The sequence below is a fragment of the Pseudomonas plecoglossicida NBRC 103162 = DSM 15088 genome, from assembly GCF_000730665.1.
Taxonomy (GTDB): domain Bacteria; phylum Pseudomonadota; class Gammaproteobacteria; order Pseudomonadales; family Pseudomonadaceae; genus Aquipseudomonas; species Aquipseudomonas plecoglossicida.
Map to the genome: position 1 here is coordinate 15,518 of NZ_BBIV01000015.1, position 12,407 is coordinate 27,924.

The following is a 12,407-nucleotide window of genomic DNA, read 5'->3' on the forward strand; positions in this document are numbered from 1 at the left end:
GCTTGAATTTCCGTACCGAGTTGTGTTTGAGATTTTGGCTCAAACCCAATATCTAGTGGTTTGCTGCATTGGGGATACAAGATAATGCGGTCTTGGGGTCTTTGCAAGGCGAGCGCCTGTGGATAACGTGTGCGTACTTTGTGTGTGAATCGTGGGTATTCGCTGTAGGCCTTGTACCAAGAGGTTTGCACTATTTTTCTGCGTCTTGCTGCCCCGGGGGGAAATTTTCGGGGGCGAACCCTAGCACAAAAAACGGCTCGGTCGAGGGGCATTCTGGCTGAGGTTGGCAGTGCCTGGTGCGCGACGTAGTATCCGCGGCAGATGTTGCCTTTTGGTTAAAGGGTAACCGTTGCGGCCTCATCGCCGGCAAGCCGGCTCCCACAGAGAGTGCCTGCGCTAAATCTGTGGGAGCCGGCTTGCCGGCGATGAAGCCGGAGCAGGCAGAACAAAGAACAACAATCGAAGGCAAGGCCATGGACCAACCCGTAAACCGCATCCTGATCGTCGAGGACGACCAGCGCCTCGCCGAGCTTACCGCCGAATATTTGCAGGCCAATGGCTTCGATGTCGCGGTGGAAAGCGATGGTGCCCGTGCCGCACGACGCATCGTCGACAGCCAGCCCGACCTGGTGATCCTTGACCTGATGTTGCCCGGCGAGGATGGCCTGAGCATCTGCCGCCGGGTGCGTAGCCAATACCCGGGCCCGATCCTCATGCTCACCGCGCGCAGTGACGAACTCGACCAAGTGCAGGGCCTGGACCTGGGCGCCGACGACTATGTCTGCAAGCCGGTACGGCCACGCCTGTTGCTGGCGCGGATCCAGGCACTGCTCAGGCGCAGCGAGCCGGCCCAGGGCAAGCTCCAGGACCTCGCCTTCGGCAAACTGCGCATCGACCAGCGCTCGCGTGAAGCCTGGCTGGGCGAGCAGCTGATAGACCTGACCGGCGCCGAATTCGACCTGCTCTGGCTGTTGGCCAGCAACGCCGGGCGGGTACTGACGCGCGAACAGATCTTCACTGCCCTGCGCGGTGTGGGCTATGACGGCCAGGACCGTTCCATCGACGTGCGTATCTCCAAGATCCGCCCGAAGATCGGCGACGATCCGATTCATCCTCGGCTGATCAAGACCCTGCGCAGCAAGGGCTACCTGTTCGTTGGCGACTCGCCATGAACAACTCGATCTTCCTGCGGATCTATGGCGGAATGCTGGCCGTGCTGGTGCTGGTCGCCTTGCTTGGCGTGCTCAGCCTGCACCTGGTCAACGAAGTGCGCGCCGCCCAGCACCGCGAGCGCTTGGCCCAGGGCACGTTCAGCCTGATGGCCGACAACCTGGCGCAACAGAACGAAACCGAACGCAAGCGCTCGCTGCTGATGTGGGAACGCCTGCTGGGCGTGCCGCTGGACCTGCAGCCGATGTCGACGCGCACCCTTGAAGGGGGCCAGCGCGCGCGCCTTTATCGTGGCCTGGTGGTGGTAGAGAAAACCGGTCCACATGCCGCGCAGGTACTACGCAAGGTCGGCCAGGAAGACCTGCTGCTGGTGGCTGAAGTCAACCAGGTCAGCGAGCAACTGGCCCGGGCCACCCTCTATCTGCTGGCCGATGAATTGGTGCGCTACCCGGTCACCGAGCAGCAGCAGCGCCTGGCGGACTTGAAACAGAGCAAGGGCTTCGGTTTTGGTGTCGCCCTGCAGCGCCTGGAGCGGGTTGGCCTGGACGATGACCAGCGGCGGCGCGTCGAGGAGGGCGACACGGTCATGGCGCTGGGCAAGGATGGCGATTCGGTTCGCGTGTTCGCCGGCCTGCCGGGCTCGCCCTGGGTGCTGGAAATCGGTCCGCTGTACCAGCTCAACCCCTATCCGCCACAGTTGCTGGTGCTCATCACCTTCCTCGGCCTGTGCCTGATCGGCCTGGTGGTCTACTTGCTGGTACGCCAGCTGGAACGACGGGTGTCGGGGCTGGAAATGGCCGCCACGCGAATCGCCCAGGGCAGCCTGGAGACCCGCGTGCCGGCTGGCGATGCCGATTCGGTAGGGCGCCTGGCCGCAGCCTTCAATGGCATGGCCGAGCACCTGCAGCGCTCGCTGAACATGCAGCGCGAGCTGGTGCGGGCGGTGTCCCACGAATTGCGCACGCCAGTGGCGCGCCTGCGCTTCGGCCTGGAAATGATCGAGAGTGCCCCGACCGAGCAGGCGCGTGCCAAGCATCTGGCGGGCATGGATGGCGACATCCAGGACCTCGACAAGCTGGTCGACGAGATGCTCACCTATGCGCGCCTCGAGCAGGGCGCACCGGCGTTGAAGTTCCAGCGGGTGGATCTGGAAGCCCTGCTCGACAGGGTGATCGAGGAGCTGGCGCCGCTGAACAGCAACGTCAGGCTGGTGCGCGGCGTGTGCGAGCTGCATGACGCTGACGGTGCCTGGGTCGAGGCCGAACTGCGCTACCTGCATCGCGCCCTGCAGAACCTGGTCGGCAATGCCTTGCGCTATGCCGCTTGCGAAGTACGCCTGAGCTACCAGTTGGGCCAGCAGCGCTGCCGTATCGATGTGGAAGACGATGGGCCGGGCATTCCTGAAGGCTTCTGGGACCGTATCTTCACCCCCTTCACTCGGCTTGACGACAGCCGCACGCGAGCTTCCGGCGGGCATGGCCTGGGCCTGTCGATCGTGCGACGGATCATTCATTGGCATGCTGGCCGCGCCACGGTCGGGCGCAGCGAAGCGCTGGGAGGGGCTTGCTTTAGCCTCAACTGGCCGCGAGTGCAGGCGCCGCAGTAACGTTCAGACGCTGATCAGGCTGAGCAAATGGCCGTCTTGCAGGCAGAATTGCCCTTCGATCTCGATGCCGTGCCGCCAATCGGACGACAGGTCGGTAAGCAGCCGCAGGCGGGCCGAACCCTTGGTGGACCATTCCAGCACTTCGGCGTGCTCGAAGTAGAAGCGTTGACGGGTCAAGGGGTAGAGGGTCTTGAACAGGCTTTCCTTGAGCGAGAACGTCAGGGTAACCGCCAGGCCAGGCTGGCTGCGGTCCAGGCGCTCGAGCTCGGTCGGTGTGAGTATTTCGCCCATCAACCGTTCAGCGCGCTCGTCGTCGAGCAGCGCTTCCTGATCCAGGCCGATCCCTCGACAGGCACCCGCAGTGGCCACCACAGCCGCCGCCCAGCCCTTGCCGTGGGTGATCGAACCATGAATGCCCGCAGGCCAGATCGGCGAGCGATCTTCGTGGCTGCCGGGCACATGGTCGCGGCCATCCAGGCGCAGCAAGGCGGCGCGTGCGCAAACGCGACCGGCCACGTATTCCGCCTGGCGCTTGGCCACGGAGCGTTGCAGGCTGGCGCTGGGCACGATGCCGGCGCGCTGGAAATCGTCGGCGGCCAGCAGCGCAGGGTCGAAGGCACAACTGACCAGTACCGCGCCAGGAAGAGAGCGGGGCAGGGGCCAGTGGTACTGAAGCGGGGCGCAGCAAGAAGGCAGTGTGTTCATGGCGGGTATTGTGCCAGCCGAGGCGCCTGTGTGGGAGAAGGGGCTGCTGCGCAGCCCATCGCCGGCTTGCCGGCGATAGGTGCGTTACTTGAACGCCTGCTTGAAGAACGCTTGCATGTCCTTCCACGAACTCTCGTCCGCTGCCTTGTTGTAGCCTATGTCCGGCCCGCCATGCTCGCCATGGCTCAGGCGGTCGGCATCCGGGTTGGTGAAACCGTGCTTGGCCCCGGGAATACTGACGAACTCATACTTGACCTTGGCCGCGTCCATTTCAGCCTTGAACGCTGTGACCTGCTCCTCGGTGACCATGCTGTCCGCCGCACCGTGCTCCACCAGGATGTCGGCCCGCACCACGCCAGGCTTGGCCGGGGTCTGGGTGGCCAGCGGCCCGTGGAAGCTCACCACACCGTCCAGTTTGTCGCCACGCCGCGCGGCATCAAGCACCACCTTGCCACCAAAGCAATAGCCTACGGCGCCCAGTTGATGCTTGTTGATGTTCGGCTGAAGCTTGAGCAACTCCAGGCCCGCCTCGAAGCGCTTGGCCGTTGCCTGCGGGTCCTTGGTGGCCTCTTGCATGAAGGCCTGGGCATCTTGTGGATGTTCGGTGTTCTTGCCATCGCCATACATGTCGATGGCCAGGGCGTTGTAACCCAAGGCCGCGAGGTCGCGGGCGCGGCGCTTGGCGTACTCGTTCAGCCCCCACCATTCATGCACCACGATGATGCCGGGGCGTTTGCCTTCGACGGCATCGTCATAGGCGTAATAGCCGACAAGGCGCTTGCCGTCGGCATCCTGGTAAGGGATTTCGCGGGTCACTACCGCCGCTTGGGCAAGCGCGGCGCTGCACATCAGGGTCACCGCCAGCAGGGCACGCATGTTCACCACTCCTTGTTTTGCACACGGTTCGTTCAGCCGCGGTTCAGCCAGGGTTCAGCCGCGGTTCAGGGGACCCTGCTTACTCTAGCCCCCAGACCGAAACAGTGCATTACAACTGGAGCAAGAACCCATGAAAACCTTCAACACACTGCTCGCCGCCCTGGCCGTTTGCGCCGCTGGGATGACCACCGCCCAGGCTGATGAAAACTTTGCCAGCCTGACCTACGGCCAGACCAGCGACAAGGTACGCAAGTCCGGCCTGTTGCAAAGCAACACCGACCACCTGAACGCTGATGGCATCATCGGCAAGGACGACACCTGGGGTGTGCGCCTGGGCCGGATCAACGACCAGGGCCGCTACTACATGACCTATGACAACGTCTCGGGCGATCACAGCGGCCTCAAGCTGCGCCAGGAGAACCTGCTGGGCAGCTATGACCTGTTCCTGCCGGTGGGCGATACCACCAAGCTGTTCGGCGGCGGCAGCCTGGGCATGACCAAGCTGACCCAGGACTCGCCAGGGGCCAGCCGAGACAGTGATTACGGCTACGCGGTGGGCCTGCAGGCCGGTGTGATCCAGGAACTCACCGACAAGGCCTCGGTGGAGTTGGGCTACCGTTACCTGCAAAGCAACGCATCGACGGAAGTGGCGCCCAGCGGTGGGCCGAAGGCAGGCACCTTGCGCCTGACCAGCAGTGCCCAGACTTACCTGTCGGCGAACTACAAGTTCTGATGGGCGAGTCGCGTTATCCTCCACTGGCCTCATCCCGCTTGTGGGAGCCGGCTTGCCGGCGATGAGGCCAGTCCAGGCAATACATGAAAGGAGCCCTGCATGAAACTTCTGGTGGTCGAGGACGAAGCCCTGCTGAGGCACCACCTCCACACCCGCCTGAGCGAAAGTGGCCATGTGGTCGAAGCCGTGGCCAATGCCGAAGAAGCCCTGTACCAGGCCGAGCAGTTCCATTTCGACCTGGCCATCATCGACCTGGGCCTGCCGGGCATGAGCGGCCTGGAGCTGATCGGCCGCCTGCGCAGCCAGGGCAAGGCCTTCCCCATTCTCATCCTTACCGCCCGTGGCAACTGGCAGGACAAGGTCGAAGGCCTGGCTGCCGGGGCCGACGATTACCTGGTCAAGCCCTTCCAGTTCGAAGAGCTCGAAGCGCGGCTGAATGCCCTGCTGCGCCGTTCCAGCGGCTTCACCCAGTCGACCATCGCCGCAGGCCCGCTGGTGCTCGACCTCAACCGCAAGCAGGCGACCCTGGACGAGCAGCCCCTGGCGTTGACCGCCTACGAGTATCGCATCCTCGAATACCTCATGCGTCATCACCAGCAGGTGGTGGCCAAGGAGCGGCTGATGGAACAGCTCTATCCAGGCGACGAAGAGCGTGACCCCAACGTCATCGAAGTGCTGGTCGGGCGCCTGCGCCGCAAGCTTGAGGGCGAGCACGGCTTCAAACCGATCGACACGGTACGTGGCCTGGGCTACCTGTTCACCGAGCGCTGCCGGTGATCCGCTCGCTGCGGGTGCGCCTGATGCTGGCGGCGGCGGTGCTGGCGCTGCTGTTCATGCTGGCGCTGCTGCCGGCCTTGCAGAAGGCCTTCAGCCTTGCACTTCAGGAATCGATCGAGCAGCGCCTGGCCTCCGATGTCACCACCTTGATCTCGGCAGCCCGCATCGAACATGGCCAACTGCAAATGCCGGCACTGCTGCCGGACGAACGCTTCAACCTGCCGTATACCGGCCTGCTCGGCTACATTTTCGACCGCAACGGTCAGATGGTCTGGCGCTCGCGCGCCACCGCCGACCAGAACATCAACTATCAGCCGCGCTACGATGGCCGGGGCAATGAATTCGCCCGTATCCACCAGAACGATGGTGAAGAGTTCTTCGTCTATGACGTCGAGATCAAGCTGCTCGGCGGCCAGAGCGCGGCGTACAGCATCGTTGCCTTGCAGCCGGTGAGCGAGTACAAGCAGACCCTCGCCGGCTTGCGCGAAAAGCTTTACCTCGGTTTTGGCGCCGCCTTGCTGGCCCTGCTGGCGCTGCTGTGGGCCGGCCTGACCTGGGGCCTGCGGTCGCTGCGGCGGTTGAGCCGCGAGCTGGACGAAGTGGAGTCCGGCGCACGCGATGGGCTCAGTGCCGAACACCCGCGCGAGTTGCTGCGCCTGACCGGATCACTGAACCGCTTGCTGCGCAGCGAGCGTGAACAACGCCAACGCTACCGTGATTCGCTGGGCGACCTGGCGCACAGCCTGAAGACCCCACTGGCGGTGCTCCAGGGCGTGGGCGAAAGCCTGCAGCAGCGCGTCGGCGAGCGTGAGCAGGCGAGGGTGCTGCAGAGCCAGGTCGAACGCATGAGCCAGCAGATCGACTACCAACTGCAACGTGCCAGTCTGCGCAAGAGCGGCCTGGTACGCCACAGCGTGCAACTGCAACCGGTGCTGGAAAGCCTGTGCAGTACGCTGGCCAAGGTCTACCGCGACAAGCGGGTCGAGGCGCTGCTCGACGTGTCGGAGCAGGCGCAGGTACCGATGGAGCAGGGCGCCTTGCTGGAGTTGCTCGGCAACTTGCTGGAGAACGCCTATCGGCTGAGCCTGGGCCAGGTGCGGGTGAGCTTGCTGGAGTCGCCAGGGCAGCTGACGTTGTGTGTCGAGGATGACGGCCCCGGCGTGCCGGCGGACCAGCGACAGCGGATTCTCGAGCGGGGCGAGCGGCTGGACCGGCAGCATCCGGGGCAGGGGATCGGCCTGGCGGTGGTCAAGGACATCGTCGACAGTTATGACGCCGAGCTGAGCCTGGGAGAATCTTCGCTGGGCGGCGCCGCCTTCCGCATTACCTTTCATCTTGACTGAAGGGTAGGCAGTGCCGGCGATAAGGCCAGTGAAACCTTGGTGGGCGGATTTCCGCCACCGCCCCCTGTTCAAATTCCGCCACCGGGCGGAAATCCGCCATCGCCTACCTGCCAATACGCCCCCTCGTTGGGCATTTTCCTCTAGCAAATACGGCCTTCGCACCCTTGATGGGCATTTTGGCATCGCCCTTGCTATCTCCGTTGGCAGAGGCCTGCCCAGGCAGCTCGAACACAACGACAAATCCCTCCAGGTGCAGGAGGGTTAGCGATTCAGGTGCCCAACCACCCTGGGAAGGGTGAAGCCGGTACACTCGAGGAAAATGAGCCATGACGACCCGTCAGCCGCTGTACAAATCCCTGTATGTCCAGGTGATCGTCGCGATCACCATCGGTATCCTGCTCGGCCACTTCTACCCGGAAACCGGCGTAGCCCTCAAACCCCTGGGTGATGGCTTCGTCAAACTGATCAAGATGGTCATCGCCCCGATCATCTTCTGTACCGTGGTCAGCGGCATCGCTGGCATGCAGAGCATGAAGTCGGTCGGCAAGACCGGCGGCTACGCGCTGATGTACTTTGAGATCGTCTCCACCATCGCCCTGATCATTGGCCTGGTGGTCGTCAACGTGGTCAAGCCGGGCGCCGGCATGCATGTCGACGTCAGCACCCTGAACGCCAGCAGCGTGGCCGCCTACGCCGCCGCCGGCGCACAGCAGACCACCGTCGGCTTCCTGCTCAACATCATCCCCAACACCATCGTCGGCGCCTTCGCCAACGGCGACATCCTGCAAGTGCTGATGTTCTCGGTGCTGTTCGGCTTCGCCCTGCACCGCCTGGGCAGCTATGGCAAGCCGGTGCTGGACCTGATCGACCGCTTCGCCCATGTCATGTTCAACATCATCAACATGATCATGAGGCTGGCGCCGATCGGTGCCTTCGGTGCGATGGCCTTCACCATCGGCCAGTACGGCGTGGGTTCGCTGGTGCAGCTGGGCTACCTGATGGCCTGCTTCTACATCACCTGCCTGCTGTTCGTCCTGGTGGTGCTGGGCGGCATCTGCCGCGCCCATGGCTTCAGCGTCATCAAGCTGATCCGCTACATCCGTGAAGAGCTGCTGATCGTGCTGGGCACCTCGTCCTCCGAGTCGGCCCTGCCACGCATGCTGGCCAAGATGGAGCGCCTGGGTGCGAAGAAATCGGTGGTTGGCCTGGTGATCCCGACCGGCTACTCGTTCAACCTCGACGGCACCTCGATCTACCTGACCATGGCGGCGGTGTTCATCGCCCAGGCCACCGACACCCCGATGGACATCACCCACCAGATCACCCTGCTGCTGGTGCTGTTGGTAGCGTCCAAAGGCGCTGCGGGCGTGACCGGTTCGGGCTTCATCGTCCTTGCCGCCACCCTTTCCGCCGTTGGCCACCTGCCGGTTGCCGGCCTGGCGCTGATCCTCGGTATCGACCGCTTCATGTCCGAAGCCCGTGCCCTGACCAACCTGATCGGCAACGCCGTTGCTACCGTGGTCGTGGCCAAGTGGGTCAAGGAGATGGACAACGACAAGCTGGCCTCGGAACTGGCTTCCGGTGGTGCGCCGCTGATCGACACCCGCCCGACCGACGACCTGGGCGTGGCTGAAGGCCCGGCTCGCTGAGTCTGATGCCGGCATGAAAAAGGCGACCTTCGGGTCGCCTTTTTTTGTGTCTGTTCGGGCGATAGGGCCCGATCACTCAACCCGCGTCTCCCCGCTGTACACCAATATCTCCCGGCACCGCCGACACAGATACCGCCGCCCCTGATGCACCAGCTTGTGCCGCTGCGCAGTAAACGGAAAATCACTCTCCGGACAAGGGCACCGATAGATGAACCGGGTCGCCACGCGCCGCTGCACCTCATAGTTGTGACAGCGATTCGGTGGCAGCTCGTACACCCCGCGCATGATCAGCTGCCACTCCTCGCCATGGGCCTGGATGCGCTCACCGAACAGTTGGTGGGCGACCAGGTGGGCCACCTCATGGGCGACGGTCTGGCGCAGGAAGTCTTCCTGGTTCTCGCGGTACAGCTGCAGGTTGAAGCGCAACAGGTTCTCGTGCAGGTGGGCGACGCCGGCTTTCTGGCCGCGCAGCTTGAAGCTCACCTGCGGGCGCGGGAAGGTACGTTTGAAAAAGGCTTCGGCTTGCTGGTAACAGGTTTCGACGCGTTGTTTGAGCAGCTCGGGCATGGCGGGGCAATTCTCCTGACCGGGCATTATGCCGGAACCTGCGCGAAGCTGCCGAGCCCACTGGTCAGCAGACAGCCAAAGGCCGCCTTGCGGCGGCCCCTGGCTTTGATGCCCCAGTGTTGGTTGGATCTAGTTGGTATACACGGGCCCCACGCCCAAGCCCCAGATGATCACGGTAGCAGCCATGATCGCCACCAGTACCACCAGCCCCACTGCCAGCACGGAGCTGGAGAACAGGAAGCCTTCATCCGATGGAATGTTCATGAACGTCGGCAAGCCGACATACAGCAGGTACACGGTGTAGCAGATGGCCGCAGTGCCCACCAGCATGCCCAGCCAAAGGTGTGGATAGAGCGCCGCCAGGCCGCCGAGGAACAGCGGGGTGGCGGTGTAGGTGGCGAAGGCGATGCATTGGGCCATGGATGGGTTGGCATCGTAGGTGCGGGCCATCCAGTGAATGAACGCCCCCATCACCGCCACCCCGGCGAGCATCGCCAGGTAGGACATGATGCTCATCCACAGCGCGCTTTCCAGGGTCAACATCACCGCCGGCCGGCCACCGATCACCCAGCCTACCTGGGTGGTGCCGATGAATGCCGAAACGGCCGGGATCGCCGCCAGGATCAGCGTATGGGTCAGGTACATGTGGCTGATGCTTTCTTCTTCCCCGCGAATTTCGCGCCATTCCTGATCAGGATGGGTAAAAAGACCTACAACGTGATGAATCATGCCGGTCACTCCTCTCAGTGTTGCCTATCGCCCCCCAGACGGAGCGCAAGCGGCCCGAGGCCAGGACAACCGATGCAAGCGGTAATGTGGCCTTATGTCGCAGTATAGGAAGCCGTTCCCGGCACAAACTCGGCTTTTTAGAGCAAATTGCGCTGTCAATAGCGCTGCTGATTACATTGAAGTCTTTGTCGGTTAGCCCTACGCCCGCGCCCGGTTTGTGCGTAAAATGGCCGCCTTTTGTCACACCTCGCGGATTCAAGCGCTATGGGCACCCTCTCGGTCAACCAGAACAAACTGCAAAAACGCCTGCGTCGACTCGCTGGCGAAGCCATCACCGACTACAACATGATCGAGGATGGCGACAAGGTCATGGTCTGCCTGTCCGGCGGCAAGGACAGCTACACCATGCTCGACGTTCTGTTGCACCTGCAGAAGGTGGCACCGATCAAGTTCGAGATCGTCGCGGTGAACATGGACCAGAAGCAGCCGGGTTTCCCCGAGCATGTGCTGCCGGCCTACCTCAAGGAACTGGGCGTCGAATACCACATCGTCGAGAAGGACACCTACTCGGTAGTGAAGGAGCTGGTACCCGAGGGCAAGACCACTTGCTCGCTGTGCTCGCGCCTGCGCCGTGGCACCCTGTACACCTTCGCCGACGAGATCGGCGCGACCAAGATGGCCCTGGGGCACCACCGCGACGACATCGTCGAGACCTTCTTCCTCAACATGTTCTTCAACGGCTCGCTCAAGGGCATGCCGCCGAAGCTGTGCGCCGACGACGGGCGCAACGTGGTGATCCGCCCGCTGGCCTACTGCAGCGAGAAGGACATCCAGGCCTACTCGGACATGAAGGAATTCCCGATCATTCCGTGCAACCTGTGCGGTTCCCAGGAGAACCTGCAGCGCCAGGTGGTCAAGGACATGCTGGTGGAGTGGGAGCGCAAGCACCCGGGTCGCACCGAGAGCATCTTCCGCGCCCTGCAGAACGTTGCCCCGTCGCAGCTGGCCGACCGCAACCTGTTCGACTTCACCAGCCTGAAGATCGACGAAAGCGCCACCCCGCGCTTCCTCGACGTGCTGAACATCTGAGCCCATGCGCGATTACCAGTGGTTGCACGAGTACTGCCTGAACCGCTTCGGTTCGGCCCAGGCGCTCGAAGCCTTCCTGCCGCAACCGCGCAGCCCGGCGCAGTTGCGCGACATCAGCGATGACCGCTACCTGTCGACCCTGGCCCTGCGTGTATTCCGTGCAGGCCTCAAGCACAGCCTGGTAGACGCCAAGTGGCCGGCGTTCGAGCAGGTGTTCTTCGGCTTCGACCCGGAGAAAGTGGTGCTGATGGGCGCCGAGCACCTGGAACGGCTGATGCATGACGAACGCATCATTCGCCACCTGGGCAAGCTCAATAGCGTGCCGCGCAATGCGCAGATGATCCTGGATGTGGCGAAGGAGAAGGGCAGTTTCGGCGCGTTCATCGCCGATTGGCCGGTGAGCGATATCGTCGGCTTGTGGAAGTACCTGGCCAAGCAGGGCAATCAGATGGGCGGGCTGTCGGCACCGCGCTTCCTGCGCATGGTTGGCAAGGACACGTTCATACCCACCGATGACATGGCGGCGGCGCTGATTGCGCAGAAGATCATCGACAAGCCGCCGACCAGCCAGCGCGACCTGGCATTGGTGCAGCAGGCATTCAACCAGTGGCACGAAGAGAGCGGGCGACCGCTGTGCCAGCTGTCGGTGATGCTGGCGCATACCGTCAACCATTGAGACCGTCGGGGCCGCGGTGCGGCCCTGTGGGAGCTGGCTTGCCAGCGATTGGGCTGCGCAGCAGCCCTGATTTCAACTCCCTTCGCCCGCCAAGCGCCGCTCCTGCTGAAACTTCCAGCGCACATACAGCAGCCCACTGACAAACAACCCCAGGCTCACCAAAATCTCAACCCAGCCAAATACCGCGCGCGCCGGGTCGAACGCCGCCAGCACGCCCTTGATGAAATAGATGTTCACCACAAAGCAGGTCCAGGCATGCGCCCGGGCACTGCCCATCAGCATGCCCGGCACCAGCAACAGCAGCGGCACCAGCTCGATCGCCAGAATCACCCCGACCCGCGCCCCATGCAGGTTGGCGAACCACAGGTTGTTCACCACCAGCAACGCGATCAGGCCAAAGAAGCAGGCCAGGCTCAGCGCCCGCGTCAGGCGCACGCGCGGTTCCAGCCACGCCAGTGGCGGCAGCACCTTGGGTTTTCTCGCCACG

General features: G+C 63.3%; 13 protein-coding genes. 8 read left to right on the top strand and 5 right to left on the bottom strand.

The window, feature by feature from the left end:
• The first annotated feature begins 473 nt into the window (after positions 1-473).
• A complete protein-coding gene (locus PPL01S_RS11200; protein WP_016391629.1) occupies positions 474-1,172 on the top strand; it encodes a response regulator in 699 nt (232 codons plus the stop codon).
• Positions 1,169-2,776, top strand: a complete 1,608-nt coding sequence (locus PPL01S_RS11205) for an ATP-binding protein (protein ID WP_028625998.1) — start codon at positions 1,169-1,171, stop codon at positions 2,774-2,776. Before PPL01S_RS11200 ends, PPL01S_RS11205 begins: the two co-directional genes overlap by 4 nt.
• A 3-nt stretch (positions 2,777-2,779) precedes the next feature.
• Here the strand turns inward: PPL01S_RS11205 and PPL01S_RS11210 are convergent, their stop codons facing one another.
• Positions 2,780-3,481, bottom strand: coding sequence for a 4'-phosphopantetheinyl transferase family protein (locus tag PPL01S_RS11210; protein ID WP_016391627.1), 702 nt, complete (start codon positions 3,479-3,481; stop codon positions 2,780-2,782).
• An 84-nt stretch (positions 3,482-3,565) separates the two neighbouring features.
• A complete protein-coding gene (locus PPL01S_RS11215; RefSeq protein ID WP_016391626.1) occupies positions 3,566-4,357 on the bottom strand; it encodes a dienelactone hydrolase family protein in 792 nt (263 codons plus the stop codon).
• A 130-nt stretch (positions 4,358-4,487) separates the two neighbouring features.
• Here PPL01S_RS11215 and PPL01S_RS11220 point away from each other — a divergent pair, with 130 nt between their 5' ends.
• From PPL01S_RS11220 to PPL01S_RS11235, 4 genes are all read left to right on the top strand, one after another.
• On the top strand, positions 4,488-5,090 hold the full coding sequence (locus tag PPL01S_RS11220; protein WP_016391625.1) for an outer membrane beta-barrel protein: 603 nt from the start codon (positions 4,488-4,490) through the stop codon (positions 5,088-5,090).
• Positions 5,091-5,189: 99 nt separating this feature from the next.
• Positions 5,190-5,867, top strand: a complete 678-nt coding sequence (locus tag PPL01S_RS11225; protein ID WP_016391624.1) for a response regulator — start codon at positions 5,190-5,192, stop codon at positions 5,865-5,867.
• A complete protein-coding gene (locus PPL01S_RS11230; protein ID WP_016391623.1) occupies positions 5,864-7,210 on the top strand; it encodes an ATP-binding protein in 1,347 nt (448 codons plus the stop codon). Before PPL01S_RS11225 ends, PPL01S_RS11230 begins: the two co-directional genes overlap by 4 nt.
• A 326-nt stretch (positions 7,211-7,536) precedes the next feature.
• Positions 7,537-8,859, top strand: a complete 1,323-nt coding sequence (locus tag PPL01S_RS11235) for a dicarboxylate/amino acid:cation symporter (protein ID WP_016391622.1) — start codon at positions 7,537-7,539, stop codon at positions 8,857-8,859.
• A gap of 72 nt (positions 8,860-8,931) precedes the next feature.
• Here the strand turns inward: PPL01S_RS11235 and PPL01S_RS11240 are convergent, their stop codons facing one another.
• Positions 8,932-9,426 carry a SprT family zinc-dependent metalloprotease gene (locus PPL01S_RS11240; protein ID WP_028625997.1) on the bottom strand — a complete coding sequence of 165 codons (495 nt, stop codon included), beginning with the start codon at positions 9,424-9,426 and terminating at the stop codon, positions 8,932-8,934.
• A gap of 129 nt (positions 9,427-9,555) precedes the next feature.
• The gene (locus PPL01S_RS11245; RefSeq protein WP_016391620.1) at positions 9,556-10,155 is read right to left on the bottom strand and encodes a Yip1 family protein; all 600 of its coding nucleotides are present in this window, start codon (positions 10,153-10,155) and stop codon (positions 9,556-9,558) included.
• Positions 10,156-10,419: 264 nt separating this feature from the next.
• Between PPL01S_RS11245 and ttcA the strand changes: the two genes are divergently transcribed.
• Complete coding sequence (ttcA, locus tag PPL01S_RS11250; protein WP_028625996.1) at positions 10,420-11,244, top strand: tRNA 2-thiocytidine(32) synthetase TtcA; 825 nt, start codon at positions 10,420-10,422, stop codon at positions 11,242-11,244.
• A 4-nt stretch (positions 11,245-11,248) separates the two neighbouring features.
• Positions 11,249-11,920, top strand: coding sequence for a DNA-3-methyladenine glycosylase I (locus PPL01S_RS11255; RefSeq protein ID WP_028625995.1), 672 nt, complete (start codon positions 11,249-11,251; stop codon positions 11,918-11,920).
• A gap of 72 nt (positions 11,921-11,992) precedes the next feature.
• Here PPL01S_RS11255 and PPL01S_RS11260 read toward each other — a convergent pair whose 3' ends face one another.
• Positions 11,993-12,406 (bottom strand): DUF2069 domain-containing protein, encoded by a 414-nt coding sequence (locus tag PPL01S_RS11260; RefSeq protein ID WP_016391618.1) that lies wholly within the window; start codon positions 12,404-12,406, stop codon positions 11,993-11,995.
• Position 12,407: the final 1 nt, after the last annotated feature.